The organism is Planosporangium spinosum, from assembly GCF_049999945.1.
GTDB classification, from domain to species: domain Bacteria; phylum Actinomycetota; class Actinomycetes; order Mycobacteriales; family Micromonosporaceae; genus Planosporangium; species Planosporangium spinosum.
Genome location: NZ_JBLYUB010000003.1, coordinates 103,813 through 124,094, shown reverse-complemented (window position 1 = coordinate 124,094; position 20,282 = coordinate 103,813). Strand labels below are relative to the sequence as shown.

Sequence of the window (20,282 nt, the reverse complement as noted above, 5' to 3'; positions counted from 1 at the left end):
GGCGTTCCGGGCCGGCCTACCGCCCGGCAGGCCGGCCCGTGCAGGCGCACGACGAGCCAGCCGACGCCGCCACGGAGACGATCGGGTAGGCCCGAGCCGCGACCGTCAGGCGCGCCGGCCGACGAAGGACAGGAACGCGGTCTGCGGGTCGGCGTCGTGCGGCGCCGGGATGCTGGGCCGGAACGCGACGGTGGCGAGAAGGGCCGCATGGTGCGGCAGGAGCGCATGGTGCGTCCGGGCGACGAGGCCGGGGTCGAGCCGCTCGTCGCCGCCGACGGCGCGGGCGAGATCCCAGGTGTGGACCAGCAGTTCCATCCCGCCGATGAGGTCGCCGGCCTGCTCGACCGGCGCCGGCCCCAACGGGCCGCCGCGCAGCCGGGTCGCGGCCCGGTCGGGATCGCTCAGCATCGCGTACATGTCGTCGCGGCACCGCGCGAACGCGACGCCGAGATCCGCGCCGGGCTCGACCTCGGGCGCGTCGGCCATGGCGGAGACCCCGACTCCGTCGGCGGGCGTCGGGGGTGTGCCGTCGACCATGGCGAGGATGCCTCGGTGACCGTTGATGACGTGCGCGACCACGTCGCGGGCCGTCCAGCCGGCGCACGGACTCACCGCCTCCCAGCGGTCGGCCGGGGTCGCCCGGATACGGGCGAGGAATCCATCGGAGAGCAGCCGGTAACGATCTGCGATGTCAGACATCAGCGTCCTTTCCTCAGTGGCGGCGTGTCGCTGCGCGACGCGCGGGACGGATCTCGACCGGGATCACCGCACCGTCCTGCGCGTGGCCGGCCCCGACCACAGCGCCAGGGACGTGATGCCGATGCCGGCGTACCCGGCGCTGTAGCACTTGATCGGCACCGCCGGTTGCCGGAATCCTGTGAGGGTCCTCATGCATAGTCATGTTTGAATTGACGGGTTAGTATCCAACTACTGAACGTGGCACCAACATTGGCCGGACAACGGGGGAGGATCCCAGCCAATGCTTGACCAAGATATGCCGCTGCTCGCCTCGCAACAGGAGTACTACCGTGCCCGGGCCGGCGAATACGACGACACGTTCGTGCCCTACCAGGAAGCCGCGTCGGGCGCGCTGATCGATCGGCTCAGGTCCGGGCAGCTGAGCGGGGACGTGCTCGAACTCGCCAGCGGTACAGGGTACTGGACCACGCACCTGGTCCAGCGATGCCGCAGCCTGACGGCCGTCGACGGCTCGGCCGAGATGATCGACACCGCGCGGGGAAAGGGCCTGACCCAGGTCGAGTACATCCATGCCGACCTGTTCACCTGGGAACCCGACCGGCAGTGGGACGGCGTGTTCTTCGGGCACTGGCTGTCGCACGTGCCGCCGGCCCTGTTCGAGGACTTCTGGGCGCGCGTGGCCCGGGCACTGCGGCCCGGCGGTGTCGTCGAGTTCGTGGATGTGACCATCCGGGAGAAGGACGGGGAGCTCATCGATGAGCAGGCGCCCGACGTGGCCGTGGTGCGCACCCTCGCCGACGGAAGCAACTACCGGATCGTCAAACTGTTCTTCGACGCCGGCGACCTGCTCGAGCGACTGAACGCGCTCGGCTGGGAGGGCACGATCGACGAGGCCGCGCCCGGTTTCCTGTACGGGCAGCTTCGACGATCCCGGTCATGACGGCCAGCGCGCTGGCGCTGCCGCCACTGCGAACGCGCCTCCGTACCCCCGGGTTCGCCATGCTGGCGATCTGTTTCGCCCAGGCGCTCGTGCTGCTCGACACCACGGTGATCAACATCGCGTTCGCCGAGATGATGCGAGGGCTGCACGCCTCCGTCGAGCAGATGCTCTGGATCACCAACAGCTATCTGGTGAGCTACGCCGTCCTGCTGGTCCCGGGCGGACGGCTCGGCGACCTGTTCGGCATGCGCCGGGTGATGCTCGTCGGGCTCGCGGTCTTCACGGTCGCCTCGGCCGCCTGCGGATTCGCGCAGCACCCGGAACAGGTGATCGTCGGCCGCGCGGTGCAGGGCGTCGGCGCCGCTCTGCTCGCCGCGCAGGCAATGGCGATCATCACCCGGGTCTACCCGGCGGAGCAGCGGGGCAGGGCGCTGGGCGTGTGGGGGGCGTTTGCCGGCCTGGCCACCGCGGCGGGGCCCACGGTCGGCGGACTGCTGGCCGCGACGGTGGGGTGGCGGGGCATCTTCTTCATCAACCTCCCGGTGGGTCTCATCGGGGCGGTGCTGGTGCTCCTGGCGGTGCCGCGGCTGCGCGCCGAGGTGCGCAGCCGGCTCGACGTCACCGGCGCGCTGTTGCTCGCAGCGGCGATCTTCCTTGTCGTCTACCCGCTGATCAGCGGGGAGCGGTACGGCTGGGGGCGGGTGTGGGGCCCGGTGACGATCCCGATGCTCTTCGCCGCCGCGGTCGTCGTCCTCGGCGTGTTCGCCCTGGTGCAATGGCACCAGCAGGGGCGGGACCCGCTGCTGCCGTTCGCCCTGTTGCGCGACCGCAACTTCGCCATCGCCTCCGCGGTGATCGGCGTCATTCCCGGCGCGGTCGCGGCGATGCTCCTGCTGATTCCGCTGTACCTGCAGACCGCGCACCGGTGGAGCGCGTTCCAGGCCGGCCTGCTGATCGCCGTACCGCCCTTCGTCTCGGTCGTCGTGGCGCGTCGTTCCGGCCGGCTGTCCGACCGGTGGGGCGGCAAGTACGTGCTGATGCTCGGTCTGCTGCTGTTCGGGCTGGGAATGGCGATGCAGCTCATGGGGGTCGGAGCGCACCGGTCCTGGCTCCTCCTGCTACCCGGCCTGGCGGTCACCGGAGTCGGCATGGGCGTGGCGTTCGCGCCCTCGGTGGCGGTCGCGATGCGCGACGTGCCGCCGCAGTTCGCCGGCGTCGCGTCCGGCGTCTTCAACACCACCCGACTGTGCGGAAGCCTGGTATACACCGCGTCGGTGGGGGCACTGCTCCAGGTCTTCCTGTCTCGCGGCGACATCTTCCTCGCCGTACGAAACACCTATGCGATTCCCGTCCTGACCCTGCTCGCTGGCGCACTGGCGACGATGGCGGTGCGGCAGCGGAAGGACACTGTCTAGTCCCCGACAGAGCGTTTCCTGACGGAAGTCCGACTTCCGTCACGCTCACTGTGTTTGGAGGCATCCGGTGGCTAAGTCAATCAGCGTCGACCACGCGGTGATCCGCAGCATCGCCAACCGCGTCTTCCTCAAGTCCTGCGGCGGTGACCGGCGTCCGCGTTTCGCCTCACCGCACGACCTCTTTCCCGAGGTACGCGCGCTCGAGGCCAACTTCGACCAGCTCAAGGCCGAGGTGCAGGCACTGCTGAAGAAACGCGAACTCGGCCGCTACGAGGACATCGATCCGGTCCGGGCGGCACAGATCTCCAACGACTGGCGGCTGTACTACGCGTACATGCTGGGGGTGTCCAACGAGCAGGCACGCGAGGACGTTCCCACCCTGCTCGAGTTCGCCGAGAAGACCCCGGGCGTGGTGAGCGCCATGGTCTCCGTGCTCGAACCCGGTGTGCAACTCGACGCGCACGCGGGCCCGTACGCCGGCATTCTCCGCTACCACCTGTGCATCCAGACGGCCGCGGTCAAGCCGCCGAGCATCCGGGTGGACCGGGAGTTCTACACGTGGAAGGCGGGCGAGAGCATCGTCCTGGACGACACCTTCGAACATGAGGTGCGCAACGACAGCGACGAGCCGCGCGTCATCATCATCATCGACTTCCGCCGGCCGATGGGCGCCTTCGCGGACGGGCTGAACCGCTACTGCCTGCGGGCGAAGCGGAAGGTGTCCGGGCACTACATCGCCAAGGCGAACGGGGACTACTGATGTCCGGGGTACTGGTGGTGACCGGCGCCAGCCGGGGTATCGGCGCGGCCACCGCGATCCTGGCCGGCCGACGGGGTTACCGGGTCTGCGTGAACTATCTGCACGACCGGGCGGCGGCGGACGCGGTCGTGAAGTCCATCGTGGACGCGGGCGGCACCGCGATCGCCGTGCCGGCAGACGTGAGCCGCGGCGACGAGGTCGACCGCCTGTTCGCCACGGTCGACGACCAGCTCGGCACGCTCACCGCACTGGTCAACAACGTGGGCGTGGTCGAGAAGCAGTCGCGGGTGGAGGACCTCACCGAGGAGCGCCTGCACCGCATCCTCACCACGAACGTGATCAGCGCGTTCCTCTGCTGCCGTCAGGCGGTGCTGCGGATGTCCACCCGGCACGGCGGTGCGGGCGGCGCCATCGTCAACGTGTCGTCGGCGGCCTCGCGGCTCGGCTCCCCGAACGAGTACGTCGACTACGCCGCGTCGAAGGGCGCGCTCGACACCCTGACCCGGGGGCTGTCGCTGGAGGTGGCGGCCGAAGGCATCCGGGTCAACGCGGTACGGCCCGGGTTCATCCGTACGGAGTTCCACGCCAGCGGCGGTGACCCGGACCGGGTGCAGCGGCTGCAGCACAACCTGCCGATGCAGCGCGGCGGGGACCCGGAGGAGGTCGCCGAGGCGATCCTGTGGCTGCTGTCCGATGCGGCGTCGTTCTCCACTGGCAGCTTCATCGATCTGGCCGGAGGCCGGTAGGTGTCGGACGTGGAGATCCTCCAGTCCGTCACCGCGATCGGGCGGGAGCGATGGTCACGGTTCGCGGCGGCGGCTGGGGCGAATGTCTTCTTCAGCTACGACTTCCTGCACTCGGTCGAGAAGAACCCGCTCTCCCAACCGTCCGAGCCGTTCTACCTGGTGCTTCGGGACGGGCCGGACCGGCTCGCCGCCGCGCTGATCCTCTACCTGCAGGAAACCGTCGATCCGTTCGGCCCGCCGGACGGCGGGGTCACCCGGATGCTCGTCGGGCACGTCTGGCACTGCTACGAGACGATGGTGCTCTCGGCCGGTCCGCTCGGGGCGGAACCGGTGCGGGCGCTCTGCGCGGCAATGGCGCGCCTGGCAGCCGGTACCGGCGCGGCCACCTGCGGTCTGGTCAACGTGCCGTGGGACGGACCGCTGGCCAGCCAGCTCGCGGCGGCCGGCCTGCGGGGGCAGGAGACGACCCCGAGGTACCAGCTCAGGCCCGCCCCCGGATCGACCCTCGGCGATCACCTGGCCGGGGTGGGGCGGGCGTCCCGCCGGTCGCTGCGGCAGTACATGAGGCGGGCGCAGCGGGTCGGCGCGGAGATCTCCTTCGAGGTCGGCGCCACCGTGCTCGACGACGACGTGCTCGCGCTCTGCAAGGCGACCGCGGACAAGCACGCCCCGGGCTACTACCCGCCGGTGGAGCTGACGGCCCTGATCAAGTCGCTCGGCGAGAACTGCCGCATCCTGCGGATCGATCTCGACGGCGGCCTGCTCGCGGTCTCCATCTGCCTGTTCGACGACCAGCGGGCGCACTTCTGGGCCGGTGGCTGCCGCTACCCCGAGGAGTTCAACTGGAGCCCGCAGTACGTCCTCTTCGGGGCCGAGATCGAGCAGGGTCTGGCCACCGGAAGACCGATCGTCGAGTTCGGCCGGCGCAACGACGAGTTCAAACGACGTTACGGGCTGCGGCCGCAGCGCCTCGGCCGATTCGTGCTGAACGGGGGAACGAATGAGTGACGACTTCACCATGCGCGCGGCCCGACTGCTGCGCGCCGCCGCCAACGACCTGAAACGCGACGACGCCTCGGCCGAGGCCGACCTCGGTCTGGCCGCGGGCGAGTTCGCCCGGATCACCCGCGGCGAGCGGGCCTTCGACTGGACCCTGATCCGTAGGGCGGCCCAGGTGTGGCCGCTCAACGAGCGGGACCTGTTGCCGGTGCACGACGACTGCCCCGATGGCGTACGGGTGCACCGCCTCGCCGACTCGGTACGCAGTTCGCGGATCATCAACCGGGGCGGCAACCCCTACTACGAATACCGGGACACCGCGATGTCGACGGTGGCGTCGTACCGCCCCGAGTGGATCCGCATGATCCGCACGGTGACCGACAGCTCGCCGGACAACCCTGCGGTGGAGTGGAACCGCGGCCACCTGCTCTACCAGTTCACGTACTTCGTGGGGCCGGTGAACTACTACTACCGCTGGGAGGGCGACTCCCACTGCGTCGAGATGAACACCGGCGACTCCGTGTGGGGCGTGCCCTTCGCACCGCACTCGTTCACCGCCCGGTCGGCGGCGGAGCCCGCGTACATCCTGGCCCTCACCTACGGCGGCGACCTGGTCGGCGACGCCCAACGCGAACTGTCGGTCCTCGGCCCGCAGGCGGCCCGGGCGATGGCCCTGTCGCTCGACCACGCGGCGCTGCTCCGGTCGTTCCTGCAGGCCCGGCTGGTCACCCCGGCCGTGCTCGCCACCAGCGCCGGGCTGGACCGCGACCGGGTCGAGCGGATCTGCGCCGGCGAGGAGACGCCGGACATCGAGACGCTCGGCGCGCTCGCCCGCGCGCTGGGGGTGCCGCTGCGGGAGTTGCTACCGGCGGAGACGCAGACCAAGGCCGGGGTGCACCTGCAGACGCACGCCAACGCGGCCCGGTGGGAGTACGGCTCCGCGTACCGGATCACCCGGCTCGCCGGCGATCCGGTCCACCCGCACACCACCGCGCTCGAGGTGGCGGTGGTGCCGTCCGCCGACGCGGACTGGCTGACCACCTACCAGCACCAGTACCTGTACGTGCTCGACGGCGCGCCGGTGCGGTTGCGGTGGGAACACCGGGGGCGGCGGCAGGAGGCGCTGCTCGCACCCGGTGACTCGGGCTACGTGCTGCCGCAGACGCCGATCGCCTTAGCCTCCGACGACGCGGCGACGGTGCTGCTGTTGCGGATCGGCGGTGCGACCACCACCGACGTGCGGTTCGCGCTGTCCGGTATGCCCGCCGGCGGCATCGAGCGCTATCTGGACGAGGACCGTCTCTGGTTCCGCGCTGACAACGGGGAGGAAGACAAGTGAGCGGCGATTATTCGAGTAAGGCGGCCAAGCTGCGGGCGCTGCTGGCCGGTGACCGGATCACCCGTGCGATGGGTGCGCACAACGGCCTGACGGCCCGGCTGGCCGAACGCGCCGGCTTCGAGGCGATCTGGGCCTCCGGCCTGGAGATCTCGGCGAGCTACGCGCTGCCGGACCAGAGCCTGCTGAGCATGACCCAGTTCCTGGACGCCGCCGAGGCGATGGACGTCGCCACGAACCTGCCGGTCATCGCGGACTGCGACACCGGTTTCGGTGGGCCGCTCAACGTCGCGCACACGGTGCGCAACTACGAGCGGCGGGGCATCGCGGCGATCTGCGTCGAGGACAAGATGTTCCCGAAGATCAATAGCTTCGCCGCGGCGGCGCAGGACCTCGTCCCGCTCGTCGACTTCGTCGAGAAGATCGAGTCGGGCAAGCGGGCGCAGCGGTCGGACGACTTCGTGTTGATCGCCCGTACCGAGGCGCTCGTCGCCGGCGAGTCGGTCGACGAGGCGCTCAAGCGGGCCGTGGCGTACAGCGAGGCCGGCGCCGACGCGATCCTCATCCACAGCAAGAGCCGGCAGCCCAAGGAGATCCTGGAATTCGCCGCACGCTGGACGAGGGCCGTTCCGCTCATCGCCGTGCCGACCACCTACAGCGGCATCCACGAGGACGACCTGCACGCGGCCGGGTTCAGCGTGGTCATCTACGCCAACCAGGGCATCCGCGGCGCGATCCGCGGGATCAACGCGACCCTGGTGACGCTCGCCCGGTCCGGGCGGGGGCAGGCCGTCGAGGAACAGATCGTGCCCATGAGCGAGGTGTTCGAACTACAGGGCATGACCGCCAAGTTCGACAGCCGCGCATGAGAAGGCCGATCACGGGTGCGGCGCCGGCTCGCGGCGCCGCCGGACGCAGCGAGGTGGCCGGGTGAGCGGGTACGTCTCCGCGCGTGAGCTGCTGCACGGGCTCGCCCAGCTCGGATCGCGCCTCGTGACCGGCGTGCCCTGCTCGTTCTTCGGTGGCCCGATCCGGCTGCTGGAGGCGGGGTACGACGGACTGACCTACGTGCCGGCCGTCAACGAGGGCTCGGCACTGGCCATCGCCGCCGGCTCGCACCTGGCCGGTGACCGGGCCGTCGTACTGTCGCAGAACTCCGGCTTCGGCAACCTGATCAATCCGCTGACCTCGTTGGTGCTGCCCTACCGGATCCCGGCGCTGGTGTTGATGAGCCTCCGCGGCTGGCCGGCGGCCGGCCCGGGCGAGCAGCAACACCATTGGATGGGGAAAGTCTCCCACGCCTGGCTGGACGCGCTGGAGATCCCGCACTGGACGCTCGGCCAGCAGCCGTTCGCCGAGGTGCTGACGGAGATCGACGGGGCACTCGCGGCGCGGCGTGCCGCGTTCCTGCTGGTACCGAAGGGCACGATCGGCGACGCGGCGGGCTGCCCGGCCCCGGCCGGCCGGACCGGCGGGCCGGACCGGGCACAGCTCGTCGCCGCGGTCCTGGCCGAGATCGGCGACGCGTTCCTGCTGTCGACCACCGGATACCTCTCCCGCGAGGTCTTCAACCAGCGCGACCGGGACCGCAACTTCTACATGCAGGGCTCGATGGGGCATGTGACGAGCGTGGCCCTGGGAGCGGCCCTGGCCCGCCCACGGCACCGGTTCGTGGTGCTCGACGGTGACGGCGCCGCGTTGATGCACCTCGGCGCGCTGGCCACCGTCGGTCACTACCTACCGGACAACCTCGTCCACGTGGTCTTCGACAACGGCAGCTACGAGTCGACCGGTACCCAGGCGACGGCGGCCGGCGGTACCCGCTTCGCGGACGTGGCACGGGCCTGCGGGTACCGGCTGGCGCTGCGCGTCGAGTCGGTCGAGGGCCTGCGCGAGGTGCTGCGGCAGGCGATGGGTGCCACGGGCCCGGTCTTCGTGGAGGTCACCGGCGTGGCCGGGGCGGCGGCCGGCGGCCGCGCGTCGGAGAAGGTCGCGCCGGACGAGATCGCCGACCGGTTCCGGGACGGCATCGCGGACGCGGATCGCGCGGACGGCGGCGCCGGCGCGGACGGCGTGCACCGGATTGACGATGCGGTTCACGCGCACTGAGGTGGCGCTGCCGGGCCAAGCCGTGTTCGGTCGCGGCTCGGCGGCGCTGCTCGCCGAGCATCTGGACGGCGTGCGGCGGGTTCTCGTGGTGAGCGGCCGCGCCTCGTTCCGACCCGCCGCGCCCGCCTTCGCGCGGCTCCGCGCCGAGCTGCACCACTTTCCGTACGCCCGCCCCAACCCGACCATCGAGCAGGTCGAGGCCGGGGTGGCGGCGGCCCGCCAGGCCGGGGTGGACGCCGTGGTCGGCGTGGGCGGCGGCAGTGCCATGGACCTCGCCAAGGCGATCGCGGTCCTCGCGCCGCAGCCGCGCCCGCCGCGAACGTGCCTGGCGGATGCCGGGCACCTCGTCGCGGACCGGCCGCGCCTCGTGCTGCTACCCACCACGTGCGGAACCGGAAGCGAACTCACCAGCTTCGCCACCATCTACATGGGGCAGCGCAAGCACTCACTGGACACCCCGCTGGCGCTCGCCGACGTGGCGTTGATCGACCCGCTGCTGTCGCTCGGCGCGCCGCCCGCGGTCGCGGCCGCGGCCGCCGCGGACGCGGTGTGCCAGGCGATCGAGTCGGCCTGGGCGGTGAGCGCGACAGACCGGTCGCTCGGGTACGCGATGGCGGCGCTGGACAGCCTGTTTCCCGGCCTGGCCCGGGCCGACCACGACGAGATGGCGCGCGGGGCGGCGCTCGCCGGCGCCGCGATCAACCTGACCCGTACCACGGCGGCGCACGCGCTCTCGTACGGCCTGACCGCCCGGCTGGGGGTACCGCACGGGATGGCCGTCGCGCTGCACCTGCGCTGGCTGGTCCGCTTCAACGAACAGGCCACCGCCACCGACTGCCGCCATCCGGCCGGCCCGTCCGCGCTCGCCGCGCTCATCGGCGACGTGCAACACCGCTGTCGCCAGGTCACCGGCGCCCCGGTCGAGACGCTGCTCGACACGCTGCTGCGCCGGGGCGGGCAGGCCGTCCCCCGGCTCGATCCGCGCGAGTGGACCGACGACTGGTCCGAGGCGCTGACCTCGCTGCGCGCCGGCAACAACCCTCGCGTTCTCACCACCGACACCGTTCGTGACGCTGTGATGGATTGGGGAAACCCGTGATGAGAGTCCTCTACACCGACCCGGCCTGGCTACGCAGCGGCGACACGGTGGATCCGGCGCTGGCCACGATCGAGGCCGAGGTACTGGCTGGGCACGCGACGCTCGAGTTCGGCCCGTTCGCCGACGGGCGCTACCAGCTCGACCGGATCGCCGAGCACGTCGCCGGCGTCGACGTCCTGGTGGTCTACCGCTGCCAGGTGACCGAGCGGTTGCTCGACGCGGTCGGGCCGAGCCTCAAGGCCGTCATCCGCCAGGGTGTCGGCGTCGACAACCTCAACGCCGAACTGCTGGAACAGCGGGGCGTACCCGGCTACAACGTCCCCGACTACTGCGTGGACGAGGTCTCCTCGCACACCACCGCGCTCGCGCTCGCCCTGGAACGAGCGGTCGTCGCCCAGCACCGCACCCTGGTCGAGGGCACGTTCGACATCTACGCCGGCGGCATTCCGCGCCGTACCAGCGGCCGCACGCTGGGGATCGTCGGATTCGGCCGGATCGGCCGGGCGGTGGCCCGCAAGCTGGGCGTCCACTACGGACGGACCCTGGTGTACGACCCGTACCTCGGTCGTGATCTCCCGGCGGGGTACGGGGCGCAGGCCGTCGACACCCTCCCCGAGTTGCTCGCCGCCGCGGACCTCGTGACGCTGCACTGCCCGCTCAACCCGGAGACCGACCGGATGTTCGACCGGGCGGCCTTCGCTCAGATGCGCACCGGCTCGTACCTGGTCAACGCGGCGCGCGGCCGGCTGGTCGACCCGGTGGCGCTGGCGGAGGCGCTGGAGAGCGGGCGCATCGCAGGCGCGGGACTCGACGTGTTCGCCCCGGAGAACCCGCACGACGACCCCGCCTGGCATCCGGTCCTCAAGCACCCGGACGTGGTCGTGAGCAGCCACCGTGCGTTCCTGTCCGCCGATGCCGAGGCGAGCAGTCGTCGCCGCGTCGCCGAACTGGCCCGCGACGTGCTCGCCGGCAGGACGCGGCTGGTCGGGCGGGTGCTGCCGTGACCCAGCTGTCACCCACCTCGCGCGTCGGTATCGCCGCCGATGTCTGCGTGCTGTCCACCGGCGACGTCCGGGTGCCGGTCTTCACCGACTCCCCTGCCGTCCGGCCCCGCCCGGTCGACCAGGCGTATCCGGCCGCCGCCGGCGCCACCGACCTGCGGGCGGCCATCGCCGGTCCGCTCCCCGCCGAGCAGGTGCTGGTGGCGCCGGGCGGCCGGCTGGCCATCCTGTCGGTCCTGGCCACCGCGCTCGGTGACCGCCCCGAGGTGCTGCTGCCCGTGCCGTACTGGGCGAGCTACCCCACCCTGATCCGCGCCGCGGGTGGCGTCCCGGTGACGGTGCCGGGCGCGGAGCCGGCCAGGTCGGGGGCGGCCGGGCTGGAGGTGGCCCGGCTGGAGGCCGCCCGGACGCGGCGGACGGGCGCGGTCGTGATCAACTCCCCGCGCAATCCGGACGGCGCGGTACTCCCCCTGGACACTCTGCGCGAGGTCGCCGGCTGGGCGGACCGGCACGGCGTGCTCGTGCTGTTCGACCAGATCTACCGAGGGGTACCGCTCGGCCCGGTCGCCGCACCGACGATCCTGGACCTCGGCGCGGACCTGCCGGAGCGCTACGCCGTCATCGACGGCCTGACCAAGAGCCACGCCCTCGCCGGCATCCGGCTGGGCTGGGCGCTCGCGCCGAAGGACATCATCGGGGCCGCCACCGCCCACGCCTCGCACGTCGTCGGTGGCACCTCGTCAGTAACCCAGGACCTGGCGCTCGCCGCCCTCCGTGACTCGGCCGCGATCCAGGACAGGCTGCGCCCCCTGCTGCGGTCCAACCTGACCTCCGTGCGTGACGCGCTCGGCGACGTCGCCGGCGTCGACTGTCCGATCCCGGACGCGGGCATCTTCTGCTTCCCGGACCTTCGCCGCTGGCGTGACCGGCTGGCGCCGGCCGAGGCCCGCGACAACCCGGTCGCCTGGTTGCGCGACGTGCACCGGGTCGCGGTGGTGGACGGCGCCGCGTTCGGCGCGCCCGGTCACGTCCGCTTCTCGTTCGCGCTGCCCGCCGACGAGTTGCGGGTGGGTGTGGGCCGGCTGCGTGCCGCGCTGACGGTCGGGGCCGGATGACCATGCCGCTGACCATTCGGGTGGTGCACACCGCCGCCGACCTGCCGGCGACGGTCGACCGGCTGGCACCGAGCCTCTACTACACCCGCCAGTTCCTCCGCGCGTACGAGCGGCACCCGGTCCAGCACGTCGTCGACCGCCGTTACCTGCTGGTCGAGGACGCGGGCGTGCCGGTCGGGTTCGCTCCCTGCTACGTGCAGGGCGACCCGCTGGACTGCCTCGACCTCGGTCCGGACGGGCGGGCGCTGGTGTCCCACCTGTGGCACTGTCCGGACGGCCGCCTCGTCGGCACCTCGTCGCGGGTGGCGACGCTACTGGCGGCCACCATGCGCGAGGTCGCCGACGATCTCGGGCTGGCCCGGGCGGCGTTCGTCAACGTCGAGGTCGGCTCGCCGAGCGCGCGGACCCTGGAGGCGGCCGGTCACCCCGGCGTGGCGATCGACACCCGCTACCGGCTCGACCTGACCGGGGTGTCCACCGAGGACGGCTATCTCGCCAGGCTGAAGATCGGGCCCCGGCACGAGTACCGGCGACAGCTGAACCGCGCCGTGGAGGCCGGGGTCAAGATGACGATCCGCCCGGCCGAACCGGACGAGCCCGCCGACAAGCTGCGCCTGCTCGAACGCAGCGCCGCCCGCCTCGGCTCACCCGGCTACTACGACGCCCGGCGGATCGTCGGCCTTCTCGGTGAGCTCGCCGGGCCGGCGCGCATCAACGAGATCTGGCTCGGCGACGACCTGCTGGCGATCGGCATCCTGTTCGTCGACGCCCAGCCTGGCGCCGAGCCGCGGTTGCACGCCTGGGCAGCGGGCTACGAGCGGGAGCGTCGGCTGCCGTTCAGTCCGTACTATCTGCTGCATGCCTGCGCCGTCCGGTACGCCCTCGAACTGGGGCTGCCGACGATCGAGGGCGGCCGCCGCAACGACGAGTTCAAGATGCGCTACGGCATGACGCCGACGCCGCTCGGCGCGCATGTCGTGAACCGCCAGAGAGGTTGACCCCGTGGCCCTGCACCTCACCGTCACCGCCGGCGTTCCCGCGGACTGGCCGGTCATCGCCGCCGACGCCCCGGCACCGGCCGCCCGCCGCTGGATCGAGCTGGGGTTCGACTGGCTGCCGGGCGAGTTCCACTCGTTCGTGCTGCGCGACGACTCGGGCCGGGGGGTAGCCGCGATCGGTGGCGCGGTCGTCGAATCGGCCGGGTCGCGGGCCCGGTTGAACCCGCATCTGGTGCTCTCCGGCGGCACCGCCGACATCGGCCTGGCCGTCGACGGGCCGCATCCCTGGCAGGGCGTCGAGGCCACCGAGGTCTTTCCCACACTGCTGCTCAACTACCCGAACTACGCCAGCTTCCCGGTCGGTCCGGGACGCGACGACCCGGCCGTGCTCAAGGAGCTGGTCGGGCAGATCCTCCACTGGGCGGCCGAGCGGGGGATCAACTCGGTGACCTCGCTGTTCCTGTACGCCTCGGCCGGCGCCTTCATCGACGAGCTGGCCTCGGCCGGCTTCGCGCTGGTGAAGCTGACCGACACCTGCGACCTCGCGGTGACCTGGGCCTCGTTCGACGGGTACCTGCAGAGCCTGGGCAGCAAGCGTCGCATCGAGGTCAACCGGGAGCTGCGAACCCTGCGGGAGCGTGGGGTCGGGTTCACCGCCCGCCGGCTGCTCGCCGACGAACCGGAGATCCTCGACCTGCGCTGCCAGCTCGCCGAGAAGTACGACGGTACCTCGGATCCGCAGCGTGAGCGGCGCATCCTGCAGCGCCTGCGCGACCACGTCGACCCGGCCGACATCACGGTCTTCACCGCCGACAAGGACGGCGAGATGCTGGGCTTCGGGCTCTTCGTCAAGGACGGCAGCGAATGGACCGCGGCCATCGCCGGCACCAACTACCGACGCCCGGATTCGGAGTTCACCTACTTCGCCAACCTCTACTACCAACCCGCGGCTGCCGCTCCCGAAGCTGGGGTCACCACGATCGGGTACGGCCCCGGGTCGTGGGACGCCAAGCGTCGCCGGGGTTGTCACCTGTCGCCGCTCTACGCCGCCGGCGTCCTGGGTCTGCGGTGACCGGCGGCGGACAGTGGTGGCCGGGCCGCGCGGTCGCCTGGTGTGGATCCGCCGGCCCGGTACGCCGCCGCAGTATCGTGTCCACCGGCGGACACTGTCGAGGTCAGGGGGTCGTCACGTCCAGGCAGACCGGTCGCACGCTCATCGCCTCGAACAGGAAGGCGCGGCACGACTACACGATCCTCAAGACGTACGAGGCCGGCATCAAGCTGCTCGGCACGGAGGTCAAGTCGCTGCGTGCGGGCCGGGTGTCGCTGGTCGACGCGTTCGCGCAGGAGCGCGAGGGCGAGATCATGCTGTACGGGCTGCACATCGCCGAGTACAGCTACGGCACCTGGACCAACCACCAGCCGCGCCGCACCCGCAAGCTGCTCCTGCACCGCGTGGAGATCGACCGGATCCTCGAGAGGGTACGGGAGGGCGGGGTGACGCTCGTCCCGCTGTCGATGTACTTCGCGGACGGCTGGGCGAAGGTCGAACTCGCTCTCGCCCGCGGCAAGAGATCGTGGGACAAGCGGCAGACCCTGGCCGAACGGGACGCCAACCGGGAGATCGCCCGCGAGATGAGCCGCCACCTCAAGGGGATCACCGGCCGGAGCCGCCGCGCGGGCTGACCGGTCAGGGAGCGGTACCCACCGTACGCCATGAGCGCGCGTCCTCCGGTGACGCGCGAGGCGACGCAGGACCGCCGCGCGGTGCTGTGCCAGGGTGACAGCGGTCGCGTCACCCCGGTTGCGGTACGCTCCCGGACCGCTCGGCGATGTCGAGTTCCGCGTACCGGGTCGTGCCGTCGGCACACGCCTGGAACACCTCGGCGAGCAGGCGCGACTGCCAGCCGGCCAGCATCGTCCGGCTCTCCGCTTCGGTGACGAAGGCGAACCCGTGCAGCTCACGCCGATCCAGCGTGATCGCGGCCTGCCGCGCGCGGTCCAGGACCCCGCCGTCGAAGACGAAGAACAGCTTGCCGTCCCCGGTCGCGGAGGTCCACGCGACCACGCGCAGCGGGCCGATCACCGGCGACAGGCCCAGTTCCTCGCGTACCTCCCGGGCACAGGCGGCGCGGGGCGTCTCCCCGGCGTCGACTCCCCCACCCGGTAGGTTCCAGTGATCCTTGTACGTGGGGTTGACGAGCAGGACGCGCCCCTCGGCGTCGAAGAAGACCGCGCCCGACGAGACCCAGGGGCGAGCGGCGGGCACACGGTCGCCGCTGAACTGGACCGCCATCACGACCTCGCCCTTCGACAGGTGTCGGTACCGGTCTCGGCATCCTCGCAAACCGCGTGCTGGCCGCGACCGCCCGGGTACCGGTCCTCGCCGCCTCACCGCCTCGCCGGACCCGGACACCCCACCTGCGGGGGCCTGGACGCCCCACCGGCAGCGAGCTTCCCCGGACGGCGTGCGTGCACGCCGTCCGGGGTCAGTCCGGGGACGGCGGAACGGCCTTCGGGTCAGCCCCGGGTCGCCCAGGCGGCCGGCGTGTGCGCGGTGGGGACGGTCTCGTCCGGCCTCGGCGGGGGCGGCGGCGTGCCGTCGCCGAAGGGCCGCCCGCCGAGCGCCTCCCGGCCGTGCGGGGTGAGCCATCCCGACAGGTCCGGGCCGACGGGTACGATGCCGGTCGGGTTGATGTCGCGGTGCACCTCGTAGTAGTGCCGCTTGATGTGGTCGAAGTCGATGGTGTCGCCGAAGCCGGGGGTGGCGAACAGGTCGCGGGCGTACGCCCACAGCACCGGCATCTCGGTCAGCGTGTTCCGGTTGCACTTGAAGTGGCCGTGGTAAACGGCGTCGAAGCGCACCAGGGTGGTGAACAGCCGGACATCGGCTTCGGTGATGGTGTCGCCGACCAGGTATCGCTGGCCCGCCAGGCGCTCCGACAACCAGTCGAGCCGGTCGAACAGGCGGTGGAAGGCCTTCTCGTACGCCTCCTGGGTGCCGGCGAAGCCGCACCGGTACACGCCGTTGTTGACGTCGGCGAACACGACGCGGTTGACCTCGTCGATCTCGTCGCGGAGCGGTTCGGGGTACAGGTCCGGCGCGCCGGGCCGGTGGTACGCCCGCCACTCGGTGGACAGGTCCAGGGTGATCTGCGCGTAGTCGTTGGTGACGACCTGACCGGATCCGACGTCGACGATCGCCGGTACGGTGATGCCCCGGTCGTAGCCGGGGAACCGGGCGAAGTAGGCGTCCTGGATCCGCTCGATCCCCAGTACCGGGTCACGGCCGCCGGGGTCGAGGTCGAACGTCCAGCTCCGCGCGTCGTGGGTCGGCCCGGCCACGGCAAGAGACAGCGCGTCCTCCAGGCCGAGCAGGCGGCGGACGATGATGGTCCGGTTCGCCCACGGGCACGCCCGGCTCACCACCAGGCGGTACCGTCCGGGCTCCACCGGGTAGCCGTCGCGCCCGTCGGCCGTAATGCGGGTGGTGATGTATCGCTGATCGCGGCTGAACTCGCCGGTCGGGTTGACGTAGCTGCCGGTGGTGGTCTCGACCATGTATCTCATTGTGCCCGGTGGTGCCACCGGGTATGCGTGGGCACCCGATCTCGGGGGCGGCGGTTGTCAGGGACGGCGGGCCACCGCGGCCCGGCCGGCGAACGTGGCGGCTCCCGCGCGGGAGACGTCGTCGCCCGGTTCCGGCCGCCACGCCGGGAGTCGGACCACCCCCGGCGGGAGGACCTCCCAGCCGCCGAGCAGGGCGGCCACCTCGTCGCGGGAGCGCATGGTCATCGGCGTGGCGGTCCGCGCGTACAGGGCCTGATGGGTCTCGGCCCGCTCCTCCTGCCCGTCCGGCGTGGCGTGCGACAGCGCCAGGTAGCTGCCGGGCGCGACGGTATCGCGGTAGGCGGCGACGATCCCGGCGGGGTCGTCGCTGTCGGGCACGAAGTGCAGCACCGCGACCATCAGGACCGCCACCGGCTGGTCCAGGTCGAGCAGTGCCCGCAACTGCGGGTCGGCCAGCACCTGGGCCGGGCGGCGCAGGTCGGCGTGGATGGCGGTGGCCCGCTCGTTGCCAGCGAGCATCAGTTGGCTGTCGGTGACGGCGACCGGGTCGATGTCGACGTAGACCACCCGGGCGTCGGGCGCCGCGGCCTGGGCGATCTCGTGCACGTTGCCGACGGTCGGGATGCCGGAGCCGAGGTCGAGGAACTGGCGTACCCCCTGGTCGACCAGGAACCGCACGGCCCGGCGCAGGAACGCCCGGTTGGCCCTGATGGTGGCCGGCAGCTCCGGCCACAGCGCGATGGCCTGCTCGGCCATGGCCCGGTCGACCGCGAAGTTGTGCGCGCCGCCGAGGTAGTAGTCGTACACCCGGGCGGCGCTGGGCCGATCCAGGTCGAGTCCGTCCGGCCCGCCACCCGATCGCTGCACCGCCACGCTCCCCTACCTCGACCCGGACCGGCACCGGCGTCACCGCGGATGCCAGGCATCGACGGTCTATGATCACACGGCCGACGCTCACTCGGCACCCAACCCGTCGTTGTCGCGCCAGTGCCCACCGACCGGCGCGGTGTCGAACCGGACCGCCCCGACCGCGTTGCCCTCCAGGTCGTTGCCTTCGACCCAGCCGGACACGCAGGTACCGCACTCGGTGATCCACAGTCCGTCGGTCTGGGTCTTGCGCGGCTGGCTGTCCCAGATCCGGTTGCCGCGGATCGTGGGGCGCTCGGTGGGGCAGGACAGGGTGACACCGGCGCGGGGTGCCGGGGCGCCCGGCAACCGGTACGGGGTGCCCGCGGCGGGGGTCCCGGCAGCCCAGGCGGTCGTCGCTCCGGGCCGGCGCGGGGCCAGGTACAGCTCGGTGGCGCTGTTGCCGGTCACGACCGCGCGCTGCGCGCCGACCGTCAACCACTTGCCCCGGTGGCCGTCGGGCAGCCAGCCAGCCCGCCTGTCCACGATGGACATGTCGGTGTACGCCACGGCGGTCCCCGCACCGGACGCGGCCGGCGCGGCCCGCCGGCCGTTGTTGCGGATCCGGTTGTCGACCAGCGTGACGTCGACGGTCGGCGCGTCGGTACGCACACCGTCGAGGGCATTGTCGACGATCTCGTTGCCGTCGAGCACGATCAGGTCGGCCGGCCACTGGTCGCCTGCCGGGACGCTGTACTCCCAGTACCCGTAGCAGCCGTTGGCGCTGATCCGGTTGCCGCGGAAGGTGTACTGACCGGGGGTGTTGCCGACGATCACGCCGGTGTGCACGTTGCGGTCGATGACACAGTCGGCCACCAGGCCGTTGCGGCCACCGACGCCCGTCGTGCCGTGCGCGGAGACGTCGTACCCGGCGACGTGGTTGCCGGTCATCGTGCAGCCGGACACGATCAGGCCGTCGGCACCCCAGTCCGAGATGCCGTAGTGGTTGTCCTCGGCGTGGCAGCCGAGGACGCGGATGCCACGGGGCGGAGTCCAGGTCCGCTTCTGCAGTTCGAAGAAGATCCCGTTGGTACCGTTGCCGACGGCGCCGCAGTCGGCGATCGTGAGCCGCTCGACCGGCCCCCAGCCACCGATGCCGATGCCGAACCCCGCCCCGCCGATGCCGGTCCCGCTGTTGAGCCGGCCGCAGCGCGTCGCCACGACGCCGTCGATCATCGTGTCCTGCAGGAAGTCGCAGCCCAGCCCGGTGGCGGCGGTGTCGTGGATATACAGGTCCTGGAAGTGGCCGCGCAGCACGTACTGCAACCCCAGGCCCTTGGCCAGCACGTTGTACCGGTCGAACGAGACTCCCGAGCCGTCGATCTCGAACCGGGCGAAGGTGCAGTCGGCCACGTGGTTGTCGCGGCCGGCCCCGTGTTCCCGGGTGGTGAAGAAGGCCAGCGGCGTCGGGTCGGCCCGGTTGCCGGCGTTCGACAGCACGAACCGGGTCGCGCCCGGTCCGGCGCCGACCAGCGACACCCCGCTGCGCCAGACGGTACCGGCGTCGCGGATCGCGTACACGCCGGGCGGGCAGTAGATGACGCGCCCGACCCCGTCGGCGGCGTACCCCGCGCCGAGCCGGTCGACCAGCGCCTGCAGCGCCGGCTGGTCGTTGGTGACCCCGTCGCCGGCCAGGCCGCAGTCCCGGGCGTCGTACGCCAGCGATCCCGGCACCCGCGCCGGCCCACTGCGGGACCGGCCAGACCGGCCAGACCGGTCAGCGCCGTCGAGCCGGCCGAGCCGGTCAGCACCGTCAATCCGGCCGAACCGGCCGGTGGCGACTGCGGCCACCGCCGCGCCCGCTATGGCCAGCAGACGCCGCCGGGTCAGCGGCTGCCCGGTCAGTGACTGCCGGGTCAGTGACTGCCGGGGGAAGCGTTGCCGGGGCAGAGGTTGCCGGGCCACGGGCCGTCCGCCGACCGGCGGGATGGCGGGCATGGTGCTCTCTCCTGTCGGCGCCGTGGCTGGGATGTGACGGCGGACAGCGACAGCGGATCTGCGGGCCGGAGGCGTCTGTGCCCGCCGTACGCGACCCAGCCGGTAGTCGATACGTCCGGTCTGTCCTTCCCCGGTTCCCACCCACCAAACGGCAACTCCCGTGATCATGAAAACCATACGGGACGACAGGGGACCGTAATGCATCCCCACCACAGCCGGCGGCTAGTGGTCTCGCAGGTTGCCCGCGTTGTCGTAGGCGCTATAGACCTTGGCGTTCAAAAACTAAGGCAGCCGCTCGGCAGTTCACCCCACCCTCCTGAGCAAATGATCGACTCGCAGCACGACGTAGGCGACCCGTTCAGATACGTCGAGGCCGGCTGGCACTTCCAGCAGCGAGACGCCGGCCTCGGCGCACGCGGTACGCACGGCCGCCGCTGTCTGGGCTTACAGGTGGACCACCTTGGCACGCATCGGGTCGGCGGGGTCGGCGTAGGCGTCGGGCAGGAAGAACACCATGTCGTAGGTGGGCGCCCACGCGCGGCAGAACACCGCCATCGCGTCCAGAACGGCCGCCTCGTGGCTGCCTGGCGGTGCGGTGAGGACGAGACGGGCGTAGGCGAGGACGTTCATGACCGTCTCGTCGCAGACCAG

Annotated in this window: 21 protein-coding genes; 14 read left to right on the top strand and 7 right to left on the bottom strand. The window is 71.7% G+C overall.

The genetic code is table 11. The features are described 5' to 3' along the window. Positions 1-105: 105 nt before the first annotated feature. Positions 106-699: a TIGR03086 family metal-binding protein gene (locus ACNTMW_RS05480; protein WP_426632263.1), complete on the bottom strand. Its 594-nt coding sequence runs from the start codon at positions 697-699 to the stop codon at positions 106-108. 63 nt (positions 700-762) lie between these two features. Beyond that, positions 763-891 (bottom strand): hypothetical protein, encoded by a 129-nt coding sequence (locus tag ACNTMW_RS05475; RefSeq protein ID WP_426632262.1) that lies wholly within the window; start codon positions 889-891, stop codon positions 763-765. Positions 892-979: 88 nt separating this feature from the next. On the opposite strand from ACNTMW_RS05475, the gene ACNTMW_RS05470 reads away from it, so the two are divergent. The 14 genes from ACNTMW_RS05470 to smpB all read left to right on the top strand — a co-directional run bounded on the left by ACNTMW_RS05470 (position 980) and on the right by smpB (position 14,903). Beyond that, the gene (locus ACNTMW_RS05470) at positions 980-1,639 is read left to right on the top strand and encodes a class I SAM-dependent methyltransferase (RefSeq protein ID WP_426632261.1); all 660 of its coding nucleotides are present in this window, start codon (positions 980-982) and stop codon (positions 1,637-1,639) included. Then, a complete protein-coding gene (locus tag ACNTMW_RS05465; protein WP_426632260.1) occupies positions 1,636-3,054 on the top strand; it encodes an MFS transporter in 1,419 nt (472 codons plus the stop codon). Before ACNTMW_RS05470 ends, ACNTMW_RS05465 begins: the two co-directional genes overlap by 4 nt. A gap of 67 nt (positions 3,055-3,121) precedes the next feature. Continuing rightward, positions 3,122-3,814, top strand: coding sequence for an aspartyl/asparaginyl beta-hydroxylase domain-containing protein (locus tag ACNTMW_RS05460; protein WP_426632259.1), 693 nt, complete (start codon positions 3,122-3,124; stop codon positions 3,812-3,814). Continuing rightward, positions 3,814-4,560 (top strand): SDR family oxidoreductase, encoded by a 747-nt coding sequence (locus ACNTMW_RS05455; RefSeq protein ID WP_426632258.1) that lies wholly within the window; start codon positions 3,814-3,816, stop codon positions 4,558-4,560. Before ACNTMW_RS05460 ends, ACNTMW_RS05455 begins: the two co-directional genes overlap by 1 nt. 9 nt (positions 4,561-4,569) lie before the next feature. Next, a complete protein-coding gene (locus ACNTMW_RS05450) occupies positions 4,570-5,568 on the top strand; it encodes a GNAT family N-acetyltransferase (RefSeq protein ID WP_426632257.1) in 999 nt (332 codons plus the stop codon). Then, positions 5,561-6,898, top strand: a complete 1,338-nt coding sequence (locus ACNTMW_RS05445) for a helix-turn-helix domain-containing protein (protein WP_426632256.1) — start codon at positions 5,561-5,563, stop codon at positions 6,896-6,898. The genes ACNTMW_RS05450 and ACNTMW_RS05445 overlap by 8 nt, the downstream gene beginning before the upstream one ends. Then, the gene (locus tag ACNTMW_RS05440; protein WP_426632255.1) at positions 6,895-7,764 is read left to right on the top strand and encodes an isocitrate lyase/phosphoenolpyruvate mutase family protein; all 870 of its coding nucleotides are present in this window, start codon (positions 6,895-6,897) and stop codon (positions 7,762-7,764) included. The genes ACNTMW_RS05445 and ACNTMW_RS05440 overlap by 4 nt, the downstream gene beginning before the upstream one ends. 61 nt (positions 7,765-7,825) lie before the next feature. After that, complete coding sequence (aepY, locus tag ACNTMW_RS05435) at positions 7,826-9,004, top strand: phosphonopyruvate decarboxylase (RefSeq protein WP_426632254.1); 1,179 nt, start codon at positions 7,826-7,828, stop codon at positions 9,002-9,004. Then, entirely contained in the window at positions 8,985-10,103 is a 1,119-nt protein-coding gene (locus ACNTMW_RS05430; protein ID WP_426632253.1) for an iron-containing alcohol dehydrogenase, read from the top strand. The genes aepY and ACNTMW_RS05430 overlap by 20 nt, the downstream gene beginning before the upstream one ends. Next, positions 10,103-11,107, top strand: coding sequence for a C-terminal binding protein (locus ACNTMW_RS05425; protein ID WP_426632252.1), 1,005 nt, complete (start codon positions 10,103-10,105; stop codon positions 11,105-11,107). The genes ACNTMW_RS05430 and ACNTMW_RS05425 overlap by 1 nt, the downstream gene beginning before the upstream one ends. Beyond that, positions 11,104-12,219, top strand: coding sequence for an aminotransferase class I/II-fold pyridoxal phosphate-dependent enzyme (locus ACNTMW_RS05420; RefSeq protein WP_426632251.1), 1,116 nt, complete (start codon positions 11,104-11,106; stop codon positions 12,217-12,219). The genes ACNTMW_RS05425 and ACNTMW_RS05420 overlap by 4 nt, the downstream gene beginning before the upstream one ends. After that, complete coding sequence (locus ACNTMW_RS05415; RefSeq protein WP_426632250.1) at positions 12,216-13,217, top strand: GNAT family N-acetyltransferase; 1,002 nt, start codon at positions 12,216-12,218, stop codon at positions 13,215-13,217. The genes ACNTMW_RS05420 and ACNTMW_RS05415 overlap by 4 nt, the downstream gene beginning before the upstream one ends. A gap of 4 nt (positions 13,218-13,221) precedes the next feature. Then, positions 13,222-14,289: a GNAT family N-acetyltransferase gene (locus tag ACNTMW_RS05410; protein ID WP_426632249.1), complete on the top strand. Its 1,068-nt coding sequence runs from the start codon at positions 13,222-13,224 to the stop codon at positions 14,287-14,289. A gap of 77 nt (positions 14,290-14,366) precedes the next feature. Continuing rightward, a complete protein-coding gene (smpB, locus tag ACNTMW_RS05405) occupies positions 14,367-14,903 on the top strand; it encodes an SsrA-binding protein SmpB (RefSeq protein WP_426632248.1) in 537 nt (178 codons plus the stop codon). A gap of 109 nt (positions 14,904-15,012) precedes the next feature. Here the strand turns inward: smpB and ACNTMW_RS05400 are convergent, their stop codons facing one another. From ACNTMW_RS05400 to ACNTMW_RS05380, 5 genes are all read right to left on the bottom strand, one after another. After that, positions 15,013-15,513 carry an NUDIX domain-containing protein gene (locus ACNTMW_RS05400; protein WP_426632247.1) on the bottom strand — a complete coding sequence of 167 codons (501 nt, stop codon included), beginning with the start codon at positions 15,511-15,513 and terminating at the stop codon, positions 15,013-15,015. A 224-nt stretch (positions 15,514-15,737) separates the two neighbouring features. Then, positions 15,738-16,778: a glutathione S-transferase family protein gene (locus ACNTMW_RS05395; RefSeq protein WP_426632246.1), complete on the bottom strand. Its 1,041-nt coding sequence runs from the start codon at positions 16,776-16,778 to the stop codon at positions 15,738-15,740. A 66-nt stretch (positions 16,779-16,844) separates the two neighbouring features. Continuing rightward, positions 16,845-17,654, bottom strand: coding sequence for an SAM-dependent methyltransferase (locus ACNTMW_RS05390; RefSeq protein ID WP_426632509.1), 810 nt, complete (start codon positions 17,652-17,654; stop codon positions 16,845-16,847). Positions 17,655-17,741: 87 nt separating this feature from the next. Next, positions 17,742-19,631 (bottom strand): right-handed parallel beta-helix repeat-containing protein, encoded by a 1,890-nt coding sequence (locus ACNTMW_RS05385; protein WP_426632245.1) that lies wholly within the window; start codon positions 19,629-19,631, stop codon positions 17,742-17,744. 444 nt (positions 19,632-20,075) lie between these two features. After that, positions 20,076-20,261 carry a hypothetical protein gene (locus ACNTMW_RS05380; protein ID WP_426632244.1) on the bottom strand — a complete coding sequence of 62 codons (186 nt, stop codon included), beginning with the start codon at positions 20,259-20,261 and terminating at the stop codon, positions 20,076-20,078. Positions 20,262-20,282: the final 21 nt, after the last annotated feature.